Here is a 26,460-nt window from a genome sequence, read left to right as displayed (position 1 = left end):
TTACATGTATTCACTTTAAAAATCTTCTCCTATGCACATCAAGAAACTTCTTGCTTTAGTATTCCTTTTCTCTTTAATCTTTTCCTGTAAAAAAAAGGTGGAAGAAACGGATAATATCTTCCAATTTAAAGACTACATAAGCTACACTACTTCTGGACATGTTTCTATAGCAAATGCTATTGAAATTAATTTAGCAAATGATGTAGAAGGTTGGGAAATAAATCAAGAAATAACAGATAATATGGTTACCATAAAACCACATGTTAATGGGAAACTATTAGTAAACAATAAGCATTCGCTTCGTTTTGTTCCTGATGAAACCTTAGATCCAGACACAGAATATACTGTAAATATTAAACTAGATAAGATCTATAGTGATATTCCAGCAGACTTTAAAACCTACACGTTTCAGTTTAAAACCATTACACCAAACTTCAATATTGTTACCAATAACTTACAATCGTATAATAAAGAATGGCAATATTTAGAGGGTGTTGTTCGCAGTGCAGATATGATTTATTTAGAGGATGCAAAACAACTTGTTGAAGCATCACAAAATGGAAAAAAATTAAAAATTGTTTGGAATGAATCTTATAAAAATTCCAAAGTTTTCGAATTTAAAATAGATAGTATCCATCGATTAATTGAAGATGATAAAATACTTGTTACATGGAATGGAAAAAGCATTAAAGCAGATAATTCTGGCGAAAACATTGTGAATATCCCTGGTAAAAACAACTTTATAATTACCAAAGTAGATGTGGTACAAACACCAGAACAATTTTTATCTATCAATTTTTCGGATCCTTTAAAAAAGCAACAAAATTTTGACGGATTAGTATCCATTCAAAATGTAAAAAACCCTAAATATATTGTAGATGGCAATGTATTAAAAGCATACCCTAATGCTAAAATTGTTGGCAATATACAGGTAGATGTTTTTCAAGGAATAGCTAATACAGAAGGGTATAAACTAAAGAAACCATTTTCGGAGATGATAGCTTTTGAAGATGAAAAACCTCAAGTTAGACTAATAAGTAATGGTGTTATTTTACCAAACTCACAAGAACTAAAATTCAATTTTGAAGCGGTTAATTTAAAAGCTGTCGATGTTAGAATAATTAAAATATTTGAAGATAACGTGCTTCAGTTTTTACAAGACAACAACCTCAACAACACAAATAGAAATGATGTACGTCGTGTTGGTAGACGTATTGCAAAACAAACCATTACACTTCAAAATGAAGCAGATAATACAGGGAAATGGAAAACATACAGTGTTGATTTATCCAAATATATGAAAGCAGATCCTGGAGCAATTTACAGAGTAGAGTTAGAAATGAAAAAAGAATACTCTTTGTACAACTGCGAAGGCAATCAAAACATTACAAATTCTGAAGACAACGACGATTATTATGAAGAAGAATACTACGAAGAGGACTATTATTATGATGACTATAGAGAAACTACAACAGAAGATGAAAACCTTAGAGAGGAAGAATATTGGGACAATTTAACCTACAGTTACAGAAACAATTACTACAACTGGAGCGATAGAAAAAACCCATGTAAAGAAGCTTTTTACAACAACAAAACAGTTGCTCAAAACGTATTAGCCTCTAATCTTGGAGTAATTGCAAAAAAAGGTGCAAACAATAATTATTATTTTGCTGTAACTAATATTTTAGATACCAATCCTGAAGCAGGAGCAACAGTTCGTATTTATAACTTTCAACAACAAGAAATTGCTAGTACGAAAACAGATAGCGAAGGTTTAGCTACTATAGATGCAGAAAACCATGCTGCTTTCGCAATCATTTCTAAAGGAAACAATACGAGTTACCTAAAATTAAACGATGGTAATTCTTTATCCTTAAGCAAGTTTGATATTTCTGGAAACCATTTGCAACGTGGACTAAAAGGCTATATTTATGGCGAACGTGGTGTTTGGAGACCAGGGGACACTTTACATTTATCTTTTATGTTAAATGATGCTGGAAACAAACTACCAAAAAAGCATCCTGTAAAAATGGAAATCACAGATGCCAATGGAAAACTTGCTTTTAGAAACATTACAACAAACAACCTCAACAATCTGTATACCTTTACTGTTCCTACTTCAACCGAAGACAAAACAGGAAACTGGAATGCAAAAGTTTCGGTTGGTGGAGCCACTTTTTATAAAGGCTTAAAAGTGGAAACAGTGAAACCTAATCGTTTAAAAATTAAAGTCGATTTTGAAGACGAAGTACTTTCTGGTGCAAATCCGTTAAACGGAAAATTAGATGTAAAATGGTTACATGGAGCTCCTGCAAAAAGTGTTAGAACCGAAATTAAAGCGAAATTTAGCAACTCGTATTCCAGTTTTAAAAACTATAAAGATTACGTTTTTCGTGATCCTTCGCGAACTTTTTCAAGTGAAGAAATCGTCATTTTTGATGGTAAAGTAAACGAAGAAGGTATAGCAAACATTACCAACAAACTAAACGTTGGTAGCAATGCTCCAGGAATGTTAAATGCACAATTTTTAGTTCGTGCTTTCGAGAATGGGGGCGACTTTTCTATGGATGCTTTTACCAAACAATATGCCCCTTACAAATCTTTTGTAGGTTTAAAATCACCCAAAGGAAAAGGTTATGGCTCTTTTGTTACCAACGAAAACCAAACCTTTAATATTGTCGTTGTAGATGCACAAGGAAAACCTATAAAACGTAAAGGTTTAGAAGTAAAAGTCTATAAAATAAATTGGCGCTGGTGGTGGAATTCCTCTTATGACAACCTATCTTCGTACACCTCAAGCACCTTTCATCAAGCATATAAAAACCTGAAACTAGATACAGATACCAATGGCAAAACTAGTTTCACTTTAAATATTCCAGAAAGCGACAAAGGTCGTTTCCTTATTCGAGTATTCGATCCTAAAAGCGGGCATGCAACAGGACGAACTGCTTACTTTTATAAAAACTGGTACACACCTTCTGGTGATAAAGAAGCTGCAAAAATGTTAGCATTTGCATCAGACAAAGAAAATTATAATGTTGGAGAAACTGCTACAATTACTTTTCCTTCTGGTAGCGAAGGTCGTGCTTTGGTGAGTATTGAAAATGGCACAGAAGTATTAGAACACAAATGGGTAAAAACTACCAAAGGCGAAACAAAGGTAAGCATTCCTATTACAGCAAAAATGGCTCCAAATGTTTTTGTAAATATTTCGCTGTTACAACCACATGCAATTACTGCTAACGATTTACCTATTCGTTTATATGGTGTAATTCCTATAATGGTAGAAGACCCAAACACCAAGCTAGAACCAGAAATTAAAATGGCAAGCGTTTTACGTCCTGAACAAGAATTTGAGGTTTTTGTGTCTGAAAAAAACAACAAAGCAATGACCTATACGATTGCTATGGTAGAAGAAGGCTTGCTGGACTTAACACGTTTTAAAACTCCAAATGCTTGGGGTGAATTTTACAAACGTGAAGCTTTAGGCGTAAAAACTTGGGATATTTTTGATGATGTGATTGGTGCATACTCTGGAAGCGTAGATCAAATATTCGCCATTGGTGGAGATGCAAGTGCTGCAGGTGGTAAAAACAAAAAAGCCAATCGTTTTAAACCTGTTGTAACCTTTTTAGGCCCTTTTCAATTAAACGCAGGGGATAACAAAGTACATAAAATTAAAATGCCAAACTATATTGGTTCGGTAAGAACCATGGTTGTGGCAGGAGATATTAATAACGAAGCATATGGAAGTACAGATAAAACGGTTCAAGTAAAAAAACCTTTAATGGTGTTAGCAACGCTTCCGCGGAAACTAAGCCCTGGCGAAAAAGTGACCCTTCCAGTTACTGTTTTTGCTATGGAACCAAATATTAAAAACGTAAATATAAACTTAAAACTAAGCAATGGTATAGAAGTAGTTGGTAGCAAAACACAAACAGTCTCTTTTGCTAAACCAGACGAAAAAATGGTTTATTTTGAATTGGATGTTAGTAAAGCAAAAGGTATCCATACTGTGGAAGTTGTTGCGACTGGAAATGGTGAAAAATCTACATATAAAGTAGAGTTAGATGTGGTAAACACCAATCCAATTACATCTGTCGCTTTAGATAAAACTTTAGAAGCAAATACTTCCGAAAATCTAGATTTTAAAACCTTTGGTGTTTCAGGAACTAATAGTGCAACGGTTGAATTTTCTACCATGCCACCAATGGACTTTTCTAAAAGATTACAATACCTTGTGCAATATCCTCATGGTTGTGTAGAACAAACTACTTCTGGCGTTTTTCCGCAATTATACTTGCAAGATATTTTCGATTTAACTTTTAAGAAAAAGCAAGAAATACAATCGAATATAGAAAATGGCATCAAACGCTTAGGTCATTTTCAAAGACCAAATGGAGGAATGAGTTATTGGATGGGAGAAAACACTGCCAATGATTGGGGAACTAGTTACGCTGGACATTTTATGATGGAAGCCGAGAAGAAAGGATTTGTGCTTCCTCTTACTTTTAAAAGTAACTGGATTGCATACCAAAAGCAAGCGGCTCGAGATTGGAGACCAAGCTATAAAACCTACAATAGTGATTTAGCGCAAGCATATAGATTATACACTTTAGCATTAGCAGGAAGTCCAGATTTAGCAGCAATGAATAGGCTTAGAGAATTTACCGAAATTTCTAACGAAGCAAAATGGCGTTTGGCTTCGGCTTATGCTTTAGCAGGACAACAGGAAGCTAGCACACAGATTTCTAAAACTGCAAATATTGAGTTTTTACCACCTAAATATAATTATTACACCTATGGATCTGTAGATAGAAATCGTGCAATGGCTTTAGAAACCATGGTAATTACTAAAGACCCAAGAGTTAGAGAATTGGCTAAAACTATTGCTAAAGATTTATCTAGTAGTCGCTGGATGAGTACACAAACCTCTGCATACAGCTTGTTAGCAATGGCAAAAATGGTAGAGGCAAATGGCGGAAAAGCAATGAAGCTACAATATACGTTAAACGGAAAAACAGAAGAAATAGACACCAAAAGTGCTATTGCACAACGAGATTTAATAGTTAAAGAAGGAAGCAATACATTTTCCTTTACAAACAAGCAAAGCAATATTGTTTATGTTCGTGTATTAAATTCTGGTAAACTGCCTTTAGGTAACGAAATCACTGAGCAACGTGGTTTAAGTGTTTCTGTTGTGTATAAAGATTTACAAGGAAATACAATAGACATTTCGAAATTGCAACAAGGTCAGGATTTTGTAGCAACAGTTAAGGTGAGTAATCTTAAAAATGAAAAGGTGAATGATGTTGCGTTAACACAAATTTTTCCATCAGGTTGGGAAATTGTAAATACACGTTTTACAGACTTTGGAAGCAGTACAACAAGTCAAGCGCGTTTTACAGATATTCGTGATGATCGTGTAAATTTTTATTTCGATTTAAATAAAAAAGGAAAACATGACACTAAGACCTTTAACGTCATGCTAAATGCTGCTTATTTAGGAACTTATTATTTACCTGGAGTGCAAGCTGAAGCAATGTATGATAATGAGTTTTTAGTTAGAAATAAAGGTCGTTGGATTGCCGTTGTAAAGTAACAAACTCTTGCACAGGCTGCAACATCGCAAAAAAGAAGTCGTTTTAATTTTGAAAAAAAACATAACAGGTTAGTGCGTTAAGGATTGAACGGTTTGTTTGAGCTCCTTAAAAAGAGTGAGTAGTGAAAGCCTGACCTTTAGGTAACGCCAAATTAAATTAAATCCCACTTTCGTGGGAACTAAAGATGAAAGCAAAAGAAATACTTAATCATTGTAAACACAGGCCTTTTGATTACCCTTCACGCGCTTGGAAATTTTACCAAGAATGGAATGATGCTATTTTTTTACATTGGGAAATAGATTGTAATTTGATAAGACCTTTACTTCCAAATGGTTTAGAATTAGATGTTTTAAACGGAAAAACCTGGGTGAGTTTAGTGGCATTTAACATGAATAATATTGGAATTAGAAGCCTCCCTAAACTACCACATATTTCCGATTTTCAGGAAATAAATATTCGTGTTTATGTTATATGTAATAATAAACCTAGTGTCTATTTTTTAAGCATGGAAGGTAGTAAACGTTCCTCGTGCAAAGTTTTAAAGTCCATTTCTAAATTTCCGTATTATCCTTCTAAAATGAAACGTACCTCTTACAGTTTTGCATCTTCAAACAAGAAAGAAAACAATTGGTTTTTTACAGAATATCGATTAGAAAATAATCCCGTAATTAAAGACGAAACAGATAATTGGTTGACGGAACGTTATGCTACTTTTCAAGATTATAAAGGTCAATTTTTAGAATACGACGTACATCATGTTGCTTGGCCAATGCAAGCTATTGAGATTAAAAAACTAGAAATACATTACCCTAAATTAAATCATATTCTTAATAATTATCCAAGTAAAATACATTATTCTAAAGGTGTACAGGTTTTAACTTGGGATAAAAAGAAATTAGCTTTATGAAAAACCTTAAACCTTATTACGCAGTTATTTTTACTTCAACTCAAAATGAAAATATAGAAGGTTATGTAGAAATGGCTGAAAAAATGGAAATTCTAGCAAAACAACAAGAAGGCTTTTTAGGAATAGATTCTGCTAGAGACAATGTTGGAATTACTGTAAGTTATTGGGAAACTATAGAAGCTATTAAAAACTGGAAACAGCAAGCAGATCATTTAACAGCACAATTAAAAGGAAGACAAGACTGGTACAATTGGTATCATGTTAGAATTTGTAAAGTAGAACGTGAATATGCGTTTAATAGTTCGTTTTAATACAAAAAAGTTACAACAGAAGCAATTAGAGCTTGTTTCGTTTTACTGCAATAAAAAAATTATCGCTTTAAAGTAAAATGCCCTTTCATTTCTTGATTGTCTAAAATGACAATATACCAATAATCTGCATTTGGAAGTTCTTGATTGTTAAATGTGCCGTCCCAAACAAAAGGACTGTTTTTAGCGCTTTTTATAAGCTTTCCAAAACGATCAAAAACATACACTTCGGAAGTATTATAATTCTCCATTCCATTTAAGTTAAAAGTATCATTATATCCATCATTATTTGGTGTGAAAAAAGTAGGAATTGCAAAATGAAAATGTGTAATTATCACTGGATTACAACCTCTTACATCTTTCACATACACAGTATTTAAACCATTTTCTACATTATAAAACGTATTACTAGACTGGTATTGAACTCCATCTAGAGCGTATAAAAAATCGCCCATATTTGTAGTTTCGACAACAATATCATTTCCAACAGATATAACACTTTCGATAATTGGTTTATCTATTTGAGTAACTTGAAAATTAATAATTTCGGTAGTACAACTATCGGATATTTCTACAGAATAATTACCTGGATTACTAATTGTTATACTTTGTGAGATTTCTCCCGAATCCCAATCGAAATCTGGGTTTATTAAAGTGGTATTAGCAAATAAAGTGATGTCTTCTCCTTCGCAAAAGCTGTAGGACTCATTACTCTCTGTCATAGGTTCTATTCCCCTATTTTCCCATTCACATGTTATAGGATTAAACTGAAAATCATCCCAGCAAGTTACATTTGGAGGCTGTACATCTTGAAATCCAATATTTTGCCATGTACAAGTTGTTGTATCAAACTGATAATCGTCCCAACAGTTTATAATTGGTGGCTGTACATCTTGCATACCATTATTTTGCCATGCACAAGATGCTGTATCAAATTGGTAATCATCCCAACAATTTACATTTGGTGGTTGTGCATCTTGCACTCCAATATTTTGCCATGTACAAGAAGTTGTGTCGAATTGAAAAGCATCCCAACAGTTCACATTTGATGGTTGTATATCTTGTGTTCCTATATTTTGCCATGTACAAGTTGTTGTGTCGAACTGAAAATCATCCCAACAATTTACAATTGGTGGCTGTATATCTTGCGAACCATTATTTTGCCATGTACAAGATGCTGTATCAAATTGGTAATTATCCCAACAGGTTATATTTGGTAGTTGTGCATCTTGCACTCCAATATTTTGCCATGTACAAGTTGTTGTGTCAAACTGATAATCGTCCCAACAATTTACAATTGGTGGTTGCGTATCTTGCGAACCATTATTTTGCCATGTGCAAGAAGCTGTATCTAATTGGTAATCATCCCAACAAGTTATATTTGGTGGTTGTGGTCCTGCTTGTGTAATGATCACAGAAAAAACATCTGAAAAAGTTATACAATCTGCATTATTTAAGTTTGTTGCATATTCAGCAACTTTTGCTCTGTAATATATAGTAGAAGTAACTCCAGAAACCGTTAAGGTAGCATTTGTTTCTCCTATAATATCTCCCCAAGTAATTCCATCTACACTTTCTTGCCACTGATAAAAATGACTACTAAAAACCGTATTATCTGGTGTTGCAGTAAAAATGGTATTATAAGGTATATCTACACTACATAAAGCAGCAGCATTATCGCCTGAAGAATCTGTAATCCCTATAAAGTCACCACAACTTTTAAAAACAATATCATCAATCGCTAAATCGTTTCCACAACCACCAATTCCATTATTAATCATTTTTAAAATCACAGAAGTTTGAGCAGGTAATGTTTGAAATACTAATGCGTATTGTTCCCAATTAGGAGAATTAGTTTCAAAAATATCTCCTGTATTACCACTAGCTAATCTATTAGTGTCGGTATTATCCCATATTTCAAATCCAACATTAATTGGAATGGTTCCTGAAGAAAGTGTAGAACAAAACCCACCAGCAATCACTAGATTCATCATCCATGCAGAAAACTCATAAGTAGTATTTTCACATAAACCAGAAACAATAGTTCTATAAAACTCACCAGCAGAAAAACTCGCATTTACAACAAGCATTTTTCCATTAATATCGCCAGCAGTATGGTCTTGAATTGCATGCCAACCAAAAGTGTTTCCAGAAGTGGTATTCATAACCGAATAAAATCCGTCATTCGGAATTCCATTAAAATAAGAATACGTTGTAGTACCAGCTGGTAAAGTCGTGTTTGTTGTTCCAGTACCAAAGGTTTCTGTAAAAATGGAATCGCCAGAATTTCCTTGACAAAAACCTAATTGCGCAAGTATATTTCCGGTAGAAAAAAACACAAGAAAAATTAGGAAAACATTATGATATACAAGGCTTTTTTTCATCTAAATCTATTATTGTAAGATTTCTAAAATAACTATATTTATTGAATTACAAATAAGATAAAAGAACTAAAACTAAAGATGTGCAGTTCATGTATAGGTTAAAAAGTTATATATATAAGAATAAAGTAAAATCTACAGTATTAGTAGTGCTATTACTTTCTTATTATTTCTGTTTACCGAAGCAACTTTTTAAAGACCCAACAGCAACAGTGATAACAAGTTCTAATAATGAACTTCTTGGTGCACAAATTGCAAAAGATGGACAATGGCGATTTCCAGAAAACGATACTATACCAAAAAAATTTAAAACTTGTATTATTCAATTTGAAGACGAATATTTTTACAAACATCCAGGTTTTAATCCTATTTCTATATTTAAAGCACTAAAACAAAACATACAATCTGGGGAAGTAAAACGAGGTGGAAGTACCATTACACAACAAGTAATTCGTCTTTCAAGAAAAGGACAGTCTAGAACTTATTTCGAAAAAATTAAAGAAATCATTCTTGCTACACGATTAGAATTTCGCGAAAGCAAAGAACAAATATTATCGTTTTATAGCAGTCATGCTCCTTTTGGCGGAAATGTAGTTGGTATTGATGCTGCATCTTGGCGCTATTTTAATAGAAATGCAAACCAATTATCATGGGCAGAAAGCGCGACACTTGCTGTTTTACCTAATGCACCAAGTTTAATTTATCCAGGGAAAAACCAAGAACGATTACGAGCAAAGCGAAATCGTTTATTAAAAAAACTACTAGAAAAACAGATTATAGATTCACTCACCTATACTTTATCGATAGCTGAAGGTTTACCACAAAAACCATATCCTTTACCACAAACAGCACCTCATCTATTACAAAAAATAGCTAAAAAAAATTATGGGAAACGCGTACAAACCACCATTAAATCTGGACTGCAAAATCAAGTCAATGCTATTGTAAAAAATCACTATAATTTATTGAAACAAAATGAAATTTACAATATATCTGCCTTAGTTTTAGATGTAAAAACGCGACAAGTGTTAGCCTATGTAGGTAATACACCTACAGACAAAACACACCAAAAGGATGTAGATATTATAGACAAGCCAAGAAGTACAGGAAGCGTTTTAAAACCATTCTTGTACGCTGCTATGTTAGATTCTGGAGATTTGTTACCTAATACTTTAATTGCAGATGTGCCAACACAATATGGCAACTATTCTCCTGTAAATTTTAATAAAGAATACGATGGTGCCGTTCCTGCAAGTCGTGCTTTATCTCGTTCTTTAAACGTACCTGCTGTACGCATGCTTCAGGAGTTTGGTTTAGACAGGTTTCATCATTATTTAAAAAAATTAAACCTAAAAGATTTAAAATACAACGCAAATCATTATGGCTTAACATTAGTTTTGGGGGGTGCAGAAAGTAATCTCTGGGATTTATGTAAAAGCTATGCTTCGTTATCTTCAACCATAAATCATTACTCCGAAAACTCTAGTCAATATTATACCAATGAATTTTGCGAACCTACTTTTTTAGCTTCTGAAAAAATAGATTTTGGAAAGAAAACTTCAGAAAAAACCTTATTGGATGCAGCTTCCATTTACTTAACATACGAAAGTTTAAAAGAAGTAAACAGACCAGAAAGTGATGAGAGTTGGGAATTTTTTGATGGTTCTAAACAAATCGCCTGGAAGACAGGAACCAGCTTTGGTTTTCGTGATGCTTGGGCAATTGGTACTACTAAAGATTATGTAGTTGGTATTTGGGTTGGTAATGCAGATGGCGAAGGAAGACCAGGTTTAGTAGGTGTGCAAACAGCTGCTCCAGTTTTATTTGATATTTTTGATGTTTTACCAAATAGCGATTGGTTTGTAAAACCTTTTGATGAAATGCAAAAAGTTCGCATCTGTACAAAAAGTGGTTATAGAGCGACAGAAAACTGTGAGGAAATCGAAAATAAATTCATACAGGTTAGCGGATTAAAAACGAAACCCTGTCCGTACCATATGCTTGTGCATTTAGATAAAAACGAAAAGTATCAAGTAAATTCCTCGTGTGAAGATATTAGTAACATGGAAAACAAATCTTGGTTTGTACTTCCACCTTTAATGGAATTCTATTACAAAACTAAAAATCCTTTTTACAAACGGCTACCAAAATTTAGAAGCGATTGTTTAGGCGAAAACCCTGTTTCTATGCAATTTATTTATCCAAAAGAGAATACAACTGTTTTCTTGCCAAAAGATTTTGATGGAAACACGAATGAACTGGTTTTAAAAATTGCACATTCTAAACCAGAAACTACTTTATTTTGGTATGTAGATACTGTTTTTGTTGGTACTACAAAAGACATTCATGATTTGGCAATACTACCAAAAGTAGGAAAACATAAAATTACTGTTGTAGATGCTTTTGGCAATGAAGTAAAGCGTTTTATTACGGTTTCCAAATAGCTATCGTAAAGAAATCCCTTTCGCGCACCACCAAGGGTGCATTTCTATTTTTAATCTTCCAGCTTGTACCATAGGATCTAGATTCGCCAAGCTATCTGCTATTTTTTTAGTTGGCACATTATACACAGTAATACCACGAATATCTCCATCGTCACCAAAAGGTCCCGATAAATCTGCATAACCCTCGGCATACATTCTGCTTAAATGTTCTAAATGATCCTCTTGTAATGCTTTTGCTTCTTCTTCATTCTGGTTTCTAATTGGTCCCGTTTTTAAGAAAGCCATAAAATATTTTTGCATGATTACGGTATCTTTGGTTTTTTCATCTACATAATTAAACGTTTCAAAACCTTTGGCTTTAAGTTCTGCTAATACATTAGCGACAGATTTTTTTACTTCCTGTATATCAGGAACTACTTCTTCAATAACTTCTTCTTCTGGAACGCTTGAAATTTCGTTGGTTATCGTTTTACTCTCTTTTTTGCATGCAAGAACCGTTGTACATACAAGAATTAAAATTATAATTTGTTTCATAGTTAATGTTCTTTGTTTGTCCAAGTAGTATATGGGTTGTTACTTAATTGCGAGTTGTAATATTTTATTTTACCTGTAACTTCTTTACCAAGCCAATTTGGTTTTGTGAATAATTCAGCTTCGGTTTGTAATTCTACTTCGGCTACAATTAATCCTTGATTTTTACCAAAAAATTCATCTACTTCAAAAATATGATTATTTACTTTAACTTCATACCTAATCTTATCAATAACTCCTTTTTTACAAAGTTTCAAAAGATCTTCTGCTTCGCTTTTAGAAATTTCTTTTTCCCACTCAAAACGAGATAATCCGCTTTTTGAAGATGCTCCCTTTATGGTTAAAAAACCTTGTTCTCCTTTTAACCTTACACGAACGGTTCTTTTTTTATTAGTACTTAAAAACCCTTGAACAATCTTTGTATGCTTAAAAGCTTGGTCTTTAAACAGTGTAGATTTTACTAAAAATTTACGTTCTATTTCTAAGTTATGCATTTGTTTTTGTTTTATTGTGAATATGAATAGTAGAAAGTGAAATTAATGTAACTGCAGACCAATAAGTACTAGAAACTAAAAATTGTGCGATAGTAAAATCTGCAATAAACATTCTATACGATAGTACAGAATCGGAAACTAAAAACAAAGAAGCCCCTATTGCAATTAGTAAAAAACCATATTCCTTTTTCCAAACATATAAGTTTATTGCTTGCCAAGCCATAAGTACAATACAAGTTACATATAGAATTACTGGAATCATTAAATTACCTAAATGGTCTTTTAAATTAAAAAAGATAAGACTAGCTATTATTAATAACGGAATTAGTGTTTTAATGTTCCACAAAAAACCATTAATGGTTGTAAATCCATACACAAAAAATAAGTGACCAATTAAAAAGGAAGCTAAACCAAAAACAAAATAGGTATCTAACATTAAAAAAACATCTCCAAAAAGACAAAACACCAAACCAATTAATATAATATTCTTGTATGGTTTTAGTCCATTTTTAGCATATAAAAAAGGTAATAGTATTACTAGTATGGTAGATAATGGCTTAAAAATATAATGCATTATAGTATTCTCTATGTAAGACGAAATGATGGTACAGAGTACAGAAATTATTATTAAAATGAGAAGAATACTTTTTTTCATGAATTGTTTCATTCTATTATTGTCTAAATTTACATCATGTCTAACGATTTACCAATACGAAAAATTATTCATGTAGATATGGATGCTTTTTATGCATCTGTAGAGCAAATGGATAATCCCGAATTACGAGGCAAACCTATAGCTGTTGGTGGTGGAGGTACTCGAGGAGTGGTAAGTGCTGCAAGTTATGAAGCTAGAAAATTTGGAGTACGAAGTGCTATAAGCGGCGCACAAGCAAGACGAAATTGCCCAGAACTTATTTTTGTAAAACCTAGATATGATAGATATACAGAAATTTCTAAAAAGGTGAAAAAGATTTTTTTCGATTATACAGATTTGGTAGAGCCACTTTCTTTAGACGAAGCCTATTTAGATGTAACCGAAAACAAAAAAGGAAACCCTAGTGCATCTTTACTTGCAAAAGAAATTAGAGATCGTATTTTTAATGAGGTTGGTTTAACAGCTTCTGCAGGAATTAGTATCAATAAGTTTATAGCAAAGGTTGCAAGTGATTACAACAAACCTAACGGGCAAAAAACAGTAAACCCAGAAGATGTTTTGCCTTTTTTAGAAGATTTAGATATTCGAAAGTTTTACGGAGTTGGTAAAGTAACCGCCGAAAAAATGTATCAAAAAGGTATCTTTACAGGAAAAGACTTAAAGTCTAAAACGCTAGAATATCTAGATGAAAACTTTGGAAAATCAGGACGATACTACTATTATATTGTTAGAGGAATACATAACAGTGAAGTAAAACCAAACAGAATTAGAAAATCCCTTGCAGCAGAACGTACTTTTCATGAAAATCTTTCTTCTGAAATATTCATGCTAGAAAAACTAGAACATATTGCTGCCGAAGTTTCTAGACGACTAAACAAAAGTAAGGTTTCAGGAAAAACAGTAACGTTAAAAATTAAATATAGTGATTTCACCTTACAAACTAGAAGTAAAACATTACCTTATTTTATTAGTGATTCTAGTATTATTTTAGAAACCGCAAAAGATTTATTGTATCAAGAAAAATTGAATAATTCGGTACGGTTACTTGGTATTTCCATATCGAATCTCAACACAGAAAAAAAGGTGAAAAAAGTTGAAAAAGAAGTCAGTGTACAGTTGCAATTTGATTTTTAAAAAAAGCCATAAAATATAAAAATTACGAAAAGGTGACAAAAGTCACATTTCTAACCAAAAACCCATCGTACATTTGCGATAAAGAATATGAGGAGAAATTTAGAACATATTGAATATAAAGAAAACACTGAAGCTTTAGCTAAATTTGCAAAAGCATTAGCACACCCAACTCGTATTGCTATTTTAAAACATCTAGAAAAACAATCTTGCTGTTTTACTGGAGATTTGGTAGATGTATTTCCTTTAGCACAATCTACAATTTCGCAACACCTTAAAGAGTTAAAAAATGTTGGTTTAATTCAAGGAGAATTAAAACCACCAAAAATAAAATACTGTATTAATACAGAGAACTGGAAGATTGCTAAAGGATTATTTCAGCAATTTTTTGATTGATATTATTTAATAATCATATCGTTTATTTACGATAAACAAAACCAAATAAGATGCAAAAAATTATTAAAATTCTAGGAACTGGTTGTCCAAAATGTAAAACATTAACCACTTTAGTTCATGAAGTTGTTACTGAAAACAATATTGATGCAACTATTGAAAAAGTAGAAGATATTATGGAAATCATGAAGTTTAATGTTATGTCTACTCCCGCTTTGGTAATTGATAATCAGATTACTATTAAGGGAAGAATCCCTTCAAAAGAAGAGATTTTAACTCTTTTAAATTAATTAAACTTTAAATTATGTATTACCATATTAAAGCAGCATCAATTGCTAATGAGGATGCTGTAATTCATATTAAAGATTCAAGTATAGATTTTGGTACAACTTCAAAAACTGCAGAAACATTACCAAATCCAGCAGAATTATTTTTGGGCTCGTTTTCTGCTTGTATGCTTAAAAATGTAGAACGTTTTTCTAAAATGATGAAATTTAATTACACAAAAGCAATGGTAGAAGTTCATGCTACTCGACTAGAAAAACCACCTAGGATGGATAATATCGAATACCAATTAACCATTTATAGTAAAGACAATAACATCAATACTTCATTATTAAAAAAAAATATTGAAAAATTTGGTACTATATACAATACCGTACAATTAGCTTGTACCATTACAGGAACAATAATCACGAAAAAGCATGTTTGATTGGATTCAAAATATTGCAGATTGGTTCGTTTATGATATTTTAAATTTAAGCAAAGGTGCTCATCTAGCTGAAGCATTAAATTTCTTTATTTATGATACTACAAAAATTTTAATACTCCTTTTTATAGTTATCTTTTTTATGGGAATTGTTAATAGCTATTTTCCCATAGATAAAGTTAAAAATTACCTTTCTAGAAATAAATTATATGGTTTAGAGTACCTAATGGCTAGTCTATTTGGAGTAGTAACCCCTTTTTGTTCTTGCTCTTCTGTACCATTATTTATTGGGTTTGTTAGAGGCGGAATCCCTCTAGGTGTTACTTTTGCATTCCTAATCACTTCTCCTTTAGTAAATGAAGTTGCTATTGGTTTATTTATAGGATTATTTGGTTTAAAAACCACCATTATTTATGTGATTAGTGGCGTATTATTAGGCACTATTTCTGGAGCAATACTTCAAAAATTACAATTAGAACGCTATTTAACACCTTGGGTAAAACAGATTCTAGAAAATGCTCAAAAAGATCAAGATGCTTTTATTGCAGAGAAACAATCTTTAGTACAACGATTACCAATTATATGGAAAGAAGTACTAAAAATACTAAAAGGTATAATCCCTTATGTTATTGTAGGAATAGCTATTGGTGGATTAATGCATGGTTATATTCCAGAAGGTTTTTTTGAAAAATATATGGACAAAGACAATCTTTTTGCGGTACCAATAGCTACCGTTTTAGCAGTGCCAATGTACTCTAATGCTTCCGGAATTCTTCCCGTTGTTCAAGTATTGGTTGCCAAAGGAATTCCTTTAGGAACAGCAATTGCTTTTATGATGGGTGTTATAGGACTTTCTTTACCAGAGGCTATGTTATTAAAAAAAGTAATGACCGTAAAACTCATCGCAATCTTTTTTAGTGTTGTTACACTATGCATCATTATTTCCGGGTATCTATTCAATCTATTATTATAAAAACTAAAATCATAAAAAATGAATAAAATATTAAAATCAGTAGTCATATTTACAATTGTATTAGTTATAATTTCTTGCAAAAATGAAACAAAATCTGAAGTCCAAAATAGAGATAAAAACATTTCAAGAATTGAGGTTTTCGATTTTCATTCTACACATAGATGCATGACATGTAATGCCATTGAAGCAAATACAAAATACACGTTAAACACCTTTTTTTCTGAAGGATTAAAAACAAACAAAATCACCTTTCAAGTAATTAATGTAGATAAAAAAGAAAATGAAAAAATAGCAGAAAAATTTGAAGCATCTGGAACGGCTTTAATTTTAAACGTAATTAAAAAAGGAAAGGAAAACAAAATAGATTTAACCGAATTTGCTTTTATGGAAGGTAACAATAAAGACTCCTTTTCTAAACAACTTAAAAACAAAATAGACAAAGAATTAAAAATGCTTTAAATGGATTTTTTACAGTCTTTGTTAGAAAATTATAACATTCCAATTCTATCCGCTTTTTTATTAGGGCTAATGACAGCTATTAGTCCTTGCCCTTTGGCAACCAATATAACAGCAACTGCTTTTATTTCTAAAAATATTGCCAGTAAACGAAAAGTGTTTTTAAGTGGCTTATTATATTCTTTAGGAAGAGGATTTAGTTATACTGTAATTGGTTTAGTCTTATATTTTGGAGCTAGTAAATTTCATATTGCACGCTTTTTTAATCAAAATGGCGAAAAATATTTAGGGCCTTTATTAATACTTCTAGGTTTAATTATGTTAAATATTATAAAGCTTCCTTTTTTAGGAAAATCTAATTTTCAAGAAAAACTATCCGATACATTTAAAGACAAGGGATTGTTAGGTTCTTTTTTAATTGGAGTTGTATTTGCTTTAGCATTTTGCCCATACAGTGGCGCTTTATTTTTTGGTATATTAATTCCAATGACTATTGTTTCTGCAGACGGTTTATATTTACCTATAATATTTGCTTTCGGAACTGGGTTACCAGTAGTTCTTTTCACTTATTTGTTAGCCTTTACTGCAGGTAAAATAGGTATCTTTTACAATAGAATTACAAAAATTGAAAAAGGTATGCGTAGCATTGCTGGAATTGTTTTTATTCTAACCGGTTTGTACTATGTCTCCATATTTATTGGTGTTTTAACTTAAATAATCGAATGGTAACTCCTTTTAGAATATAGAATTTAAGGAATGTTATGATTTTTAACCATTTGATATTGAACCGCTTCCGTCATATCTTTTAAATTAAAATGTCCATACGGTGAGGAGCTGTATGTTTTTTCTCCATTTTGTCCAGGAATTCTAGAAGTATATTGTCCATAAACAAGATTGCCATAACCAATAATCTGATCTGCTGTAGACCAAATTGAATAGGTGTACGCTCCTTCATAATTTGTAGTACTATTTATATCTACTAAATAATCGGAAACACCATAAGGTCCATAACCCCACCATAAATAACCAGGATATAAACCGTTATCATTATCACAAGTTGCAGTTGCACCATTTACTTGATAACAAGAAACCAAACCTTGATTAGCTCCTGCAATACCAACAAATGCGTCTACTGAAGACGTTAAAGAGCTTCCTAAATTATAATTACCTACTGCTGCATCATAACCGCTTCCGCCTTTTATGGCTTTTCTACCTAAAGTAACTCCCATAGAATGCGAAATAACATCCACTTTTGAAGCACCAGTATATGTTTTTACTGCTTGAATAAATGCTCTTATTTGAGTTAGATATGCATAAGAATGGTATTGGGATCCTGATTGATAGGCATCTGCCGGCCCCCAAGTAAAACCATATAACTCTGCATTAGTATATCCTTGAGATACAAAATAATCTCTAGAATCTGTCCAACCAGATTGTCCAAACACATCTCCTAACGCTTTATCTGAATTACCATGAATAAATATGACTGGTTGATTTACGACTTGGTCTGTAGAGTTTATTTTACCTCCAAAACTACCACCTATTAAATCGTTTCTTAGGAAGTCATAATTCCCATAACCATTAGATTGTAGCCAAGATTGAAAATCGTTTGTAATAGCATCTTGAATTACAACACCAATTTTAGATTGCGAAGTAGTGGATGGGTTTAAATAGATAAAATCCTCTTCTTCTGTTTCGCATCCAAAAAAGGAAATAACTATAAATACCAAAGGAATAATATAAGTGAATTTTTTCATGATTTTAATTGTTTGTTGTACGTAATGTAACCCAAAACAAAGAAAAAAGTAGCTCTTGATAAAAATACAATCCCTAGACTATTATGATTAATCAAAAAAAATGAAAATATTAAATATTTGATAATCAAATAGTTAAATTAAATTTAAAGCTTTTAATTTTAGGGATGACTATCATTTAAGTAGCTACAAAGTGGAATATTAAAACCATTTAGAATAAAAAAACCAGCGACAAGGACGTAACTTGTTCTATTAGATATATTTTATACTCTTGTATTTGCTATTCTAGCTTTTAGATTAAAAAAAGCAAGATATTACTCGATGTTTTAAATATCACTTTTAGCTTTTATAACATCTCGAAATGTTGGTACATTCTCTGAGATACTTCCTACTCCTTTTTTATTTACTTTAAAAGTAACATCTTTAGTTGTTGTAAATAAAATAACGGATAAAAATGGGTTTAATAAATAGGGCTTTAAAAATGCAAAAGCCTCTTCTAAAGAAAATTCGTGTACCTCATCTTCTATTTCTCTTGGTCTATAATGCAGTTTTACTAAAACCATAGAATTATTTTCAGAATCAAGAGGTCTTACAAATATGTTTTTTAATTCTAATTTACCAATAGTTTTTGCCATAGTTAATTTGGCAAATCGGTCTTCTTGAATACTATCTTTTACTTGTTCCCAGAAAAGAAGAAATACATCTTGGTATGGCATAAATAAAGTTAAATGTTATGATTGTCAAAAGTAACATTAATAATTCAATTCGTATATTATTGTTAGGCTTGAAAATGAAGTATTAAAAAACCAGCTACATTACTGTAACTGGTTTTCATTATTCTTCTATTCTCGATTTCGCGTTAGCGATAGAACGGTTTGTTTGAGCTCCTCGCAGAGAGCGAGTAGTGAAAGCGCGACCCTTGTGGTAACGCCCAAGTGTTTTAGAAACTACAGCTAGTAATTTCGGTTACACGTAAAGTATTTACCATTCCTTTTTCTTGTATTGGCATTGCGGCAAGGCTGATTAGCATGTCGCCAACTTCTAAATATCCTTTTTTACAAGCTATTGCATTTACATCTTCTATGGTTTCGTCTGTGCTTACAAACTTATCATAATAGAATGCCTTTACTCCCCAAAGTAAGTTGAGTTGGGTTAATATGCGTTTGTTGGATGTAAATACTAGGATGTGTGAGCTTGGTCTCCATGCAGAAATTTGAAATGCGGTATATCCACTATTGGTAAGTGTTGAAATACCTTTTGCATTAATTTCGTTTGCCATATTTGCTGCGTGATAACATATAGATTTAGTGATGTATCTTTTGGTACGAATATGTGGTGGCAATTGTGGTACTTGAATAAGTGGTGAGTCTTCTACACTTTTAATAATGTTAGACATTTGTCTTATTACTTGTACTGGATATTGCCCAACGGAAGTTTCACCAGAAAGCATTACTGCATCTGCGCCATCCATTACAGAGTTGGCAACGTCATTAACTTCTGCTCTTGTTGGTGTAAGGCTAGAAATCATGGTTTCCATCATTTGCGTTGCAATAATCACTGGGATTCTAGCTTTTTTAGCACGTAAGACTAATTGTTTTTGAATTAAAGGAACTTGCTCTGCAGGAACCTCAACACCTAAATCACCACGAGCTACCATTAAACCATCGCAATAGGCAACAATTTTATCGATGTTTTCTACAGCTTCTGGTTTTTCAATTTTTGCAATAATTGGAATTTTATGATCGCTATGTTTTTTAATTAGCTCTTCTAACTGCATTAAATCTTCTGCATGACGAACAAAGGATAAAGCCATCCAATCTACTTTTTGAGAAATAGCGAAGATTGCATCTTCAATATCTTTTTCGGTTAAAGCAGGTTGCGAAATATTAGTGTTTGGCAGATTAACTCCTTTTTTAGATTTAAGAGGTCCTCCTTGTATAACTTTTGCTTTTACTTCGGTTTTTTTATCTGTTGAGACTACTTCAAAAATAAGTTTACCATCGTCTAAAAGAATACGCTCTCCAGGTTTTGCATCTTGTGGAAAACGATCGTAGGTCATATAAACACGTTCCTTTGTTCCTTCAAAACGTTCGCCCGTTGCAAAAATGATTTCATCTCCTTCATTTACAATAACATCTCCTTTCATTACACCTACGCGTAGTTTAGGCCCTTGTAAATCTCCTAAAATTGCAGCATTATATCCAAATTCTTCGTTTAGTTCACGTATCATTTGGATGCGCTCTTTTACATCTTCGTAATCGGCATGCGAAAAGTTAATTCTAAACACATCTACTCCTTCTTCAAGCATTGCTTTTAAAACTATTTTGGTGCTTGTTGCTGGTCCTAGAGTTGCTACTATTTTTGTTTTTTTTCTTTTTAACATTAGTTAAATATTAATTGGTCTGTAGTTTTTAATTTGTTTGCATCTATACCAAAAGCAGTTACTACTTGAGGTATTTCTAAAATTTTATTCAAAGCTTGTTTTTCTAAGTGTTGATTAGGGTCTTCACTTATCTTTAGTATAAAGTTTACTTTTTTATATTCTGGAATTAAATGTTTTGTTTTAGTAAATTTCTCTTCGTTTATAAATAATGAAGTAACATCTACTGTGTCGCTAACTTCTATTTTGCTAATGTTAGAAACTAAATTCCAAATGGTTAATTGTTTTTCATCTTCCCATTCAAAAATAGAATAACTAGAAGTGTCTTTATATTCTATATCAACGGTTTTTCTTGTAAGATTTAACCCTAAATGTTTATTAAGTAAATAGGCCAATCTGTAATCTTCAATAGAGCAATGTATGCCTATTAGAGCATAGTCTATATCTTCTATAAAGTCTTCAAGAATTAGTTTTCGCAAAATGTTAATTCCTTTTAATTATTGTAAATATAGTATTTAAAACGAATAATTATGTTAAGCAAAAGGTAATATTAGCAGTAGTTTTTAACGAAAACGTTATAGTTTGTATATTATTTTTTAAACGGAAGTTCCTCTAGGAATTTGTTTTTGTAAAGCAAAAAATGCTCGTTTAGAAGCTTTTTCTTCAGCTTTCTTTTTAGAAGTTGCTCGTGCTTTAGAAATGACTTTTTTCTCTATGGATAGTTTTACAGAAAAATGTCTAATATTATCGTTTCCTGTATCTTCATAAACGTCGTAATTAAAGTTTTTCTTTTCTTTTTGACACCATTCAATAAGTAAACTTTTATAACTAATTACTTTACCTTCTAATGTTTCGATGTCAACATGTGGTGTGATTACGCGTTTGTAAATGAATTTCTCACAGTATTTATAGCCTTTATCTAAAAATATTGCTCCTACTAAAGCTTCAAATAAATTACCATGAATATTATCGCCAAATTGGCCTTTTGGTATTTTGCTTTCTACAAGTTTAATAAGCTCCAGCTCTCTACCAAGTTCATTTAGGTGCTCTCTACTTACAATTTTAGAACGCATTTTAGTAAGATAACCTTCGTCTCCACTTGGTACCTCTATATATAAATGATGTGCAATTACAGCACTTAGCATCGCGTCTCCTAGAAATTCTAGTCGTTCATAATTAATAGCATGACCTTTGCTATTTTTTATGTTCATAGAACGGTGTGTAAAAGCCGTTTGGTAAACTTTTATTTGCTTAGGTTTAAAGCTTAAAATTTTAGTAATTGCCATAAAAAAATTCTCGTTGCCTTTAGCACGAGAATTAAATATGTTACTTATGTAGCTCATTCAAAAATTAATCTAACTTCTTAAATAAAACACAAGCATTATGACCACCAAAGCCAAAGGTATTACTCATAGCAACTTTAACCTCTCTTTTTTGTGGTTTATTAAGCGTTAAGTTTAATTCTGGATCTATATTTTCATCTACTGTAGTATGGTTTATTGTTGGAGGAACAATACCATGTTCCATTGCAAGTATAGATGCAATAGACTCAATAGCTCCTGCTGCTCCTAATAAATGACCAGTCATAGATTTTGTAGAGTTTATGTTTATATTTTTTGCATGCGCGCCAAATACTTCCGAAATAGCTTTAAGCTCTGCAACATCTCCTAAAGGTGTTGAGGTACCATGTGTATTAATATGGTCTACTTCTTCTGGTTTAACTCCTGCGTTTTCTAAACAATTTTTCATCACAGCAATAACTCCAATTCCATCAGGATGTGGTGCTGTCATGTGATGTGCATCAGAAGACATTCCGCCTCCTAATACTTCTGCATATATTTTTGCTCCTCTTGCTTTTGCGTGCTCATACTCTTCTAAAATAATAGCTCCTGCTCCTTCTCCCAATACAAAACCATCTCTGGTTGCATCAAAAGGTCTAGATGCTGTTTCTGGACTTTCATTTCTAGTAGATAATGCATGCATAGCATTAAAGCCTCCCATTCCTGCAATAGTTACTGCAGCTTCACTTCCTCCGGTTACTATAACATCACAATGTCCTAAACGAATATAATTTAAAGCATCAATCATAGCGTTAGCAGAAGAGGCACAAGCAGAAACTGTTGTATAATTAGGTCCCATAAATCCATGTTTAATAGATATGTTACCAGGTGCTATATCTGCAATCATTTTTGGGATAAAGAACGGATTAAATCTAGGTGTTCCATCTCCTTGAGCAAAGTTTAAAACTTCGTTTTGAAATGTTTCTAGACCTCCAATTCCAGCGCCCCAAATAACACCAACACGTAGTTTGTTGATGCTGTCCAAATTCAGCTTAGCATCTATGATAGCTTCATCGGAAGCTATCATAGCATACTGAGCAAACTTGTCCATTTTACGCGCCTCTTTTCTATCAAAAAAATCGGTAGCGTTAAAGTTTTTTATTTCACAAGCGAACTTGGTTTTGAACTTTTCGGTATCAAAATATGTTATAGGTGCAGCACCACTTTTACCACTTAATAAGGCTTCCCAATATTCATCTTTGGTATTACCAATAGGTGTTAATGCGCCTAGACCTGTAACTACAACTCGCTTTAGTTCCATAAAGTTTGTTCTTATTTAGCTGCTTCAATATAAGAAACCGCTTGACCAACTGTTGCAATATTTTCAGCTTGATCGTCTGGTATTTGGATATCGAATTCTTTTTCGAACTCCATTATTAATTCAACAGTATCTAATGAATCTGCTCCTAAGTCGTTTGTGAAGCTAGCTTCTGTTACAACTTCGTTTTCATCAACTCCCAGTTTGTCTACGATAATCGCTTTTACTCTTGATGCAATGTCTGACATAATCTTTTTAATTTTAAGTTTTAATTAGATGGCAAAAATAAAAAACTTTATTTTAAAACACACCTTTAGTTTAAAAATGTGCTTGTAATTTAATAAATAAAGCTGAATATTTTCTTTTTTGCTACTAATTGTTAATAATTATTCTTTTTTTTGTTCGAACAATTTTAACATTATTATCTGTAAATGAAACGTATTGTAATTTTTGCTTCCGGAAGTGGAACTAATGCTGAAAATTTAATTAAGTTTTTTCACAACAGAGAAAATGCTTCTGTTATTCAGGTTCTAACTAACAATCCTCATGCCAAAGTACTGGAGCGTTGCAAAAAACTGAATACAAGCGCTTTATCATTTAACAAAATAGCTTTCACTAAAACCAATGATGTTCTAAACATACTTAAAAACACGCAACCGGACTTAATTGTACTTGCTGGTTTTTTATGGAAATTCCCAGAAAAAATACTCGCACATTTCCCTAATAAAGTGATAAATATACACCCTGCTCTGTTACCAAAATTTGGAGGAAAAGGCATGTACGGTATGCATGTTCACGAAGCGGTTGTTAATAGTAAAGAAAAAGAAACTGGTATCACGATTCATTACGTAAATGAACATTATGATGAAGGAGCAATCCTTTTTCAGGCAAAATGTGAAGTAAAAACGACAGATTCTGCTGAAGATATTGCAAAAAAAATTCATTTATTAGAAATGAAACATTTTCCAGAAGTGGTAGAAAAATTGTTGCTAGATACTAAATAATAAGATTTCTGTTTTCACGGAAACTAAAGATGGCTAAAAAGAAAAAAAAATATTACACGGTTTGGAAAGGGCATCATGTTGGTGTTTTTGAAACATGGAATGATTGTAAAGCGCAAATTAAAGATTATCAAGGTGCACAATACAAATCTTTTGCCACTTTTGATGCTGCAAAAAAGGCATTAAATGGGAATTATAAAGATTATATAGGTTCCAACAAAAAATTTAAAAGCGAACTCACACCAGAACAATTAAAAAAAATAGGTCAACCTAATTATAACTCTATTGCTGTAGATGCTGCTTCCTCTGGGAACCCTGGTATTATGGAATATCGTGGTGTAGAAACAAAATCTAAAAAACAACTTTTCATCCAAGGCCCTTTTGCCGAAGGCACAAATAACATAGGAGAGTTTTTAGCTTTGGTTCACGGATTAAGCTTTTTAAAAAAACACAATAGCAACCTTATTATATATACAGACTCTAGAACAGCCATGAGCTGGGTTCGCAAAAAGCAATGCAACTCTAAGCTAGAACGAAACGATAAAAACAAACCTGTTTTCGATTTAGTAGATCGTGCAATTACATGGCTTAATAAAAACACGTACACCACAACCATTGTAAAATGGGAAACAAAAGCTTGGGGAGAAATACCTGCAGATTTTGGTAGGAAATAATTTATTAAACTCGTTTTAAAATAACGTATATTTGCAAAAAAAATTAACATCGCTTTATGAGCAAATTAGTAATAGTTGGAACTGTAGCCTTTGATGCTATTGAAACCCCTTTTGGTAAAACCGATAAAATTCTTGGAGGCGCAGCAACATATATAGGTTTTTCTGCAGCCAATTTTGACAATGTAGATGCAGTAGCTGTTTCTGTTGTTGGTGGAGATTTCCCTCAAGAATACTTAGACCTTTTAACCGAAAGAAAAGTAAGTATAGAAGGAATAGAAATAGTAAAAGAAGGCAAAACGTTCTTCTGGAGTGGTAAATATCATAACGATATGAACTCTCGTGACACTTTAGTAACAGAGCTTAATGTACTTGAAGATTTTACACCTGTTGTTCCTGAAAGCTATAAAGACGCAGATATTGTTATGCTTGGCAACTTACATCCTTTAACCCAACAAAGTGTTTTAAATCAAATGTCTAAAAAACCAAAATTGGCTATTTTAGACACTATGAATTTCTGGATGGATATTGCTATGGATGATTTAAAAGCAGTATTAAAAAATGTAGATGTTATTACTATTAATGATGAAGAAGCTCGCCAATTATCTGGAGAGTACTCATTGGTAAATGCTGCAAAAAAGATTCATGAAATGGGTCCTAAATATGTAGTTATTAAAAAAGGAGAACATGGCGCTTTACTTTTTAGTGAAGGGAATATGTTTTATGCACCAGCTTTACCTTTAGCCGAAGTATTTGATCCAACAGGAGCAGGAGATACTTTTGCCGGTGGTTTTGCAGGTTATATTGCTAAAACAGGCAACATCTCTTTTGATAATATGAAGAAGGCAGTCATTTACGGCTCTGCATTAGCGTCCTTTTGTGTTGAAAAATTTGGAACTGAACGCATGCTAACACTAACAGATAAAGAAATCTTCGAACGCTTGCAACAGTTCAAGGATTTGACCCAATTTGATATCGAATTAAAATAAACACAAACGCGCTCTAAAATAGAGCGCGTTTTTTATTTCCGCTAAACAAAAGAAGCACAATTAAAATATTGTAAATTAACTG

25 protein-coding genes are annotated in these 26,460 nt (G+C 32.3%); 14 read left to right on the top strand and 11 right to left on the bottom strand.

The genetic code is table 11. The annotated features are described in order from the left end of the window. Positions 1 to 31 precede the first annotated feature (31 nt). From ACVC3Y_RS14680 to ACVC3Y_RS14670, 3 genes are all read left to right on the top strand, one after another. The gene (locus ACVC3Y_RS14680; RefSeq protein WP_452227293.1) at positions 32 to 5,602 is read left to right on the top strand and encodes an alpha-2-macroglobulin family protein; all 5,571 of its coding nucleotides are present in this window, start codon (positions 32 to 34) and stop codon (positions 5,600 to 5,602) included. 185 nt (positions 5,603 to 5,787) lie between these two features. Continuing rightward, positions 5,788 to 6,510: a YqjF family protein gene (locus ACVC3Y_RS14675; protein ID WP_452227292.1), complete on the top strand. Its 723-nt coding sequence runs from the start codon at positions 5,788 to 5,790 to the stop codon at positions 6,508 to 6,510. After that, positions 6,507 to 6,821, top strand: a complete 315-nt coding sequence (locus ACVC3Y_RS14670; RefSeq protein ID WP_452227291.1) for an antibiotic biosynthesis monooxygenase family protein — start codon at positions 6,507 to 6,509, stop codon at positions 6,819 to 6,821. Before ACVC3Y_RS14675 ends, ACVC3Y_RS14670 begins: the two co-directional genes overlap by 4 nt. Before the next feature lie 59 nt (positions 6,822 to 6,880). On the opposite strand, the gene ACVC3Y_RS14665 is transcribed toward ACVC3Y_RS14670, so the two are convergent. Continuing rightward, positions 6,881 to 9,202: a T9SS type B sorting domain-containing protein gene (locus ACVC3Y_RS14665; RefSeq protein WP_452227290.1), complete on the bottom strand. Its 2,322-nt coding sequence runs from the start codon at positions 9,200 to 9,202 to the stop codon at positions 6,881 to 6,883. A gap of 89 nt (positions 9,203 to 9,291) precedes the next feature. On the opposite strand from ACVC3Y_RS14665, the gene pbpC reads away from it, so the two are divergent. Further along, positions 9,292 to 11,643: a penicillin-binding protein 1C gene (gene pbpC, locus ACVC3Y_RS14660; protein ID WP_452227289.1), complete on the top strand. Its 2,352-nt coding sequence runs from the start codon at positions 9,292 to 9,294 to the stop codon at positions 11,641 to 11,643. On the opposite strand, the gene ACVC3Y_RS14655 is transcribed toward pbpC, so the two are convergent. From ACVC3Y_RS14655 to ACVC3Y_RS14645, 3 genes are read right to left on the bottom strand one after another with little or no spacing between them, the layout of a single operon-like run. Next, a complete protein-coding gene (locus ACVC3Y_RS14655; RefSeq protein ID WP_452227288.1) occupies positions 11,644 to 12,177 on the bottom strand; it encodes a YciI family protein in 534 nt (177 codons plus the stop codon). It abuts the gene before it with no gap. A gap of 2 nt (positions 12,178 to 12,179) precedes the next feature. After that, complete coding sequence (locus tag ACVC3Y_RS14650) at positions 12,180 to 12,668, bottom strand: CYTH domain-containing protein (protein WP_452227287.1); 489 nt, start codon at positions 12,666 to 12,668, stop codon at positions 12,180 to 12,182. Further along, on the bottom strand, positions 12,661 to 13,323 hold the full coding sequence (locus ACVC3Y_RS14645; protein ID WP_452227286.1) for a lysoplasmalogenase: 663 nt from the start codon (positions 13,321 to 13,323) through the stop codon (positions 12,661 to 12,663). Before ACVC3Y_RS14645 ends, ACVC3Y_RS14650 begins: the two co-directional genes overlap by 8 nt. 36 nt (positions 13,324 to 13,359) lie before the next feature. Between ACVC3Y_RS14645 and dinB the strand changes: the two genes are divergently transcribed. The 7 genes from dinB to ACVC3Y_RS14610 all read left to right on the top strand — a co-directional run bounded on the left by dinB (position 13,360) and on the right by ACVC3Y_RS14610 (position 17,699). Next, positions 13,360 to 14,457 carry a DNA polymerase IV gene (dinB, locus tag ACVC3Y_RS14640; protein ID WP_452227285.1) on the top strand — a complete coding sequence of 366 codons (1,098 nt, stop codon included), beginning with the start codon at positions 13,360 to 13,362 and terminating at the stop codon, positions 14,455 to 14,457. 87 nt (positions 14,458 to 14,544) lie between these two features. After that, positions 14,545 to 14,850 (top strand): ArsR/SmtB family transcription factor, encoded by a 306-nt coding sequence (locus ACVC3Y_RS14635; protein ID WP_452227284.1) that lies wholly within the window; start codon positions 14,545 to 14,547, stop codon positions 14,848 to 14,850. Between the two features lie 50 nt (positions 14,851 to 14,900). Continuing rightward, positions 14,901 to 15,137 carry a thioredoxin family protein gene (locus tag ACVC3Y_RS14630; protein WP_452227283.1) on the top strand — a complete coding sequence of 79 codons (237 nt, stop codon included), beginning with the start codon at positions 14,901 to 14,903 and terminating at the stop codon, positions 15,135 to 15,137. A gap of 14 nt (positions 15,138 to 15,151) precedes the next feature. Beyond that, positions 15,152 to 15,559 carry an OsmC family protein gene (locus tag ACVC3Y_RS14625; RefSeq protein ID WP_452227282.1) on the top strand — a complete coding sequence of 136 codons (408 nt, stop codon included), beginning with the start codon at positions 15,152 to 15,154 and terminating at the stop codon, positions 15,557 to 15,559. Beyond that, complete coding sequence (locus ACVC3Y_RS14620) at positions 15,552 to 16,529, top strand: permease (protein WP_452227281.1); 978 nt, start codon at positions 15,552 to 15,554, stop codon at positions 16,527 to 16,529. The genes ACVC3Y_RS14625 and ACVC3Y_RS14620 overlap by 8 nt, the downstream gene beginning before the upstream one ends. Before the next feature lie 18 nt (positions 16,530 to 16,547). Next, entirely contained in the window at positions 16,548 to 16,988 is a 441-nt protein-coding gene (locus tag ACVC3Y_RS14615; protein WP_452227280.1) for a nitrophenyl compound nitroreductase subunit ArsF family protein, read from the top strand. Further along, complete coding sequence (locus tag ACVC3Y_RS14610) at positions 16,989 to 17,699, top strand: aromatic aminobenezylarsenical efflux permease ArsG family transporter (RefSeq protein ID WP_452227279.1); 711 nt, start codon at positions 16,989 to 16,991, stop codon at positions 17,697 to 17,699. Between the two features lie 35 nt (positions 17,700 to 17,734). On the opposite strand, the gene ACVC3Y_RS14605 is transcribed toward ACVC3Y_RS14610, so the two are convergent. From ACVC3Y_RS14605 to ACVC3Y_RS14575, 7 genes are all read right to left on the bottom strand, one after another. Next, positions 17,735 to 18,742, bottom strand: coding sequence for a lipase family protein (locus ACVC3Y_RS14605; RefSeq protein WP_452227278.1), 1,008 nt, complete (start codon positions 18,740 to 18,742; stop codon positions 17,735 to 17,737). A 323-nt stretch (positions 18,743 to 19,065) separates the two neighbouring features. Beyond that, a complete protein-coding gene (locus tag ACVC3Y_RS14600; protein WP_303421241.1) occupies positions 19,066 to 19,455 on the bottom strand; it encodes a hypothetical protein in 390 nt (129 codons plus the stop codon). Between the two features lie 224 nt (positions 19,456 to 19,679). Further along, positions 19,680 to 21,122, bottom strand: a complete 1,443-nt coding sequence (pyk, locus tag ACVC3Y_RS14595) for a pyruvate kinase (protein WP_303421243.1) — start codon at positions 21,120 to 21,122, stop codon at positions 19,680 to 19,682. Beyond that, positions 21,122 to 21,598, bottom strand: coding sequence for an IPExxxVDY family protein (locus ACVC3Y_RS14590; protein WP_303421245.1), 477 nt, complete (start codon positions 21,596 to 21,598; stop codon positions 21,122 to 21,124). The genes pyk and ACVC3Y_RS14590 overlap by 1 nt, the downstream gene beginning before the upstream one ends. Before the next feature lie 117 nt (positions 21,599 to 21,715). Then, positions 21,716 to 22,462 carry a ribonuclease III gene (gene rnc / locus ACVC3Y_RS14585; protein ID WP_452227277.1) on the bottom strand — a complete coding sequence of 249 codons (747 nt, stop codon included), beginning with the start codon at positions 22,460 to 22,462 and terminating at the stop codon, positions 21,716 to 21,718. A gap of 7 nt (positions 22,463 to 22,469) precedes the next feature. Next, on the bottom strand, positions 22,470 to 23,720 hold the full coding sequence (fabF, locus tag ACVC3Y_RS14580) for a beta-ketoacyl-ACP synthase II (protein WP_303421249.1): 1,251 nt from the start codon (positions 23,718 to 23,720) through the stop codon (positions 22,470 to 22,472). 11 nt (positions 23,721 to 23,731) lie between these two features. After that, positions 23,732 to 23,965 (bottom strand): acyl carrier protein, encoded by a 234-nt coding sequence (locus tag ACVC3Y_RS14575; RefSeq protein ID WP_013869581.1) that lies wholly within the window; start codon positions 23,963 to 23,965, stop codon positions 23,732 to 23,734. 183 nt (positions 23,966 to 24,148) lie between these two features. On the opposite strand from ACVC3Y_RS14575, the gene purN reads away from it, so the two are divergent. Genes purN through ACVC3Y_RS14560 form a run of 3 tightly spaced genes read left to right on the top strand, consistent with a single transcriptional unit; the run spans position 24,149 to position 26,378 of the window. After that, positions 24,149 to 24,721 (top strand): phosphoribosylglycinamide formyltransferase, encoded by a 573-nt coding sequence (gene purN / locus ACVC3Y_RS14570; protein WP_303421277.1) that lies wholly within the window; start codon positions 24,149 to 24,151, stop codon positions 24,719 to 24,721. Between the two features lie 29 nt (positions 24,722 to 24,750). Further along, positions 24,751 to 25,392, top strand: coding sequence for a ribonuclease H family protein (locus ACVC3Y_RS14565; protein ID WP_303421279.1), 642 nt, complete (start codon positions 24,751 to 24,753; stop codon positions 25,390 to 25,392). A gap of 56 nt (positions 25,393 to 25,448) precedes the next feature. Then, the gene (locus ACVC3Y_RS14560; RefSeq protein WP_452227276.1) at positions 25,449 to 26,378 is read left to right on the top strand and encodes a PfkB family carbohydrate kinase; all 930 of its coding nucleotides are present in this window, start codon (positions 25,449 to 25,451) and stop codon (positions 26,376 to 26,378) included. Positions 26,379 to 26,460: the final 82 nt, after the last annotated feature.

The sequence above is a fragment of the Lacinutrix cladophorae genome (assembly GCF_053604645.1).
Note: the sequence above shows the minus strand (reverse complement) of the source record. Positions and strands in the feature narration are given on the sequence as shown.

Excerpts from the sequence above, each read along its gene's own strand:
- ACVC3Y_RS14680 (WP_452227293.1), top strand. The coding sequence starts at position 32 with ATGCACATCAAGAAACTTCTTGCTTTAGTATTCCTTTTCTCTTTAATC.
- ACVC3Y_RS14675 (WP_452227292.1), top strand. The coding sequence starts at position 5,788 with ATGAAAGCAAAAGAAATACTTAATCATTGTAAACACAGGCCTTTTGAT.
- ACVC3Y_RS14670 (WP_452227291.1), top strand. The coding sequence starts at position 6,507 with ATGAAAAACCTTAAACCTTATTACGCAGTTATTTTTACTTCAACTCAA.
- ACVC3Y_RS14665 (WP_452227290.1), bottom strand. The coding sequence starts at position 9,202 with ATGAAAAAAAGCCTTGTATATCATAATGTTTTCCTAATTTTTCTTGTG.
- pbpC (WP_452227289.1), top strand. The coding sequence starts at position 9,292 with ATGTATAGGTTAAAAAGTTATATATATAAGAATAAAGTAAAATCTACA.
- ACVC3Y_RS14655 (WP_452227288.1), bottom strand. The coding sequence starts at position 12,177 with ATGAAACAAATTATAATTTTAATTCTTGTATGTACAACGGTTCTTGCA.
- ACVC3Y_RS14650 (WP_452227287.1), bottom strand. The coding sequence starts at position 12,668 with ATGCATAACTTAGAAATAGAACGTAAATTTTTAGTAAAATCTACACTG.
- ACVC3Y_RS14645 (WP_452227286.1), bottom strand. The coding sequence starts at position 13,323 with ATGAAAAAAAGTATTCTTCTCATTTTAATAATAATTTCTGTACTCTGT.
- dinB (WP_452227285.1), top strand. The coding sequence starts at position 13,360 with ATGTCTAACGATTTACCAATACGAAAAATTATTCATGTAGATATGGAT.
- ACVC3Y_RS14635 (WP_452227284.1), top strand. The coding sequence starts at position 14,545 with ATGAGGAGAAATTTAGAACATATTGAATATAAAGAAAACACTGAAGCT.
- ACVC3Y_RS14630 (WP_452227283.1), top strand. The coding sequence starts at position 14,901 with ATGCAAAAAATTATTAAAATTCTAGGAACTGGTTGTCCAAAATGTAAA.
- ACVC3Y_RS14625 (WP_452227282.1), top strand. The coding sequence starts at position 15,152 with ATGTATTACCATATTAAAGCAGCATCAATTGCTAATGAGGATGCTGTA.
- ACVC3Y_RS14620 (WP_452227281.1), top strand. The coding sequence starts at position 15,552 with ATGTTTGATTGGATTCAAAATATTGCAGATTGGTTCGTTTATGATATT.
- ACVC3Y_RS14615 (WP_452227280.1), top strand. The coding sequence starts at position 16,548 with ATGAATAAAATATTAAAATCAGTAGTCATATTTACAATTGTATTAGTT.
- ACVC3Y_RS14610 (WP_452227279.1), top strand. The coding sequence starts at position 16,989 with ATGGATTTTTTACAGTCTTTGTTAGAAAATTATAACATTCCAATTCTA.
- ACVC3Y_RS14605 (WP_452227278.1), bottom strand. The coding sequence starts at position 18,742 with ATGAAAAAATTCACTTATATTATTCCTTTGGTATTTATAGTTATTTCC.
- ACVC3Y_RS14600 (WP_303421241.1), bottom strand. The coding sequence starts at position 19,455 with ATGCCATACCAAGATGTATTTCTTCTTTTCTGGGAACAAGTAAAAGAT.
- pyk (WP_303421243.1), bottom strand. The coding sequence starts at position 21,122 with ATGTTAAAAAGAAAAAAAACAAAAATAGTAGCAACTCTAGGACCAGCA.
- rnc (WP_452227277.1), bottom strand. The coding sequence starts at position 22,462 with ATGAGCTACATAAGTAACATATTTAATTCTCGTGCTAAAGGCAACGAG.
- fabF (WP_303421249.1), bottom strand. The coding sequence starts at position 23,720 with ATGGAACTAAAGCGAGTTGTAGTTACAGGTCTAGGCGCATTAACACCT.
- ACVC3Y_RS14575 (WP_013869581.1), bottom strand. The coding sequence starts at position 23,965 with ATGTCAGACATTGCATCAAGAGTAAAAGCGATTATCGTAGACAAACTG.
- purN (WP_303421277.1), top strand. The coding sequence starts at position 24,149 with ATGAAACGTATTGTAATTTTTGCTTCCGGAAGTGGAACTAATGCTGAA.
- ACVC3Y_RS14565 (WP_303421279.1), top strand. The coding sequence starts at position 24,751 with ATGGCTAAAAAGAAAAAAAAATATTACACGGTTTGGAAAGGGCATCAT.
- ACVC3Y_RS14560 (WP_452227276.1), top strand. The coding sequence starts at position 25,449 with ATGAGCAAATTAGTAATAGTTGGAACTGTAGCCTTTGATGCTATTGAA.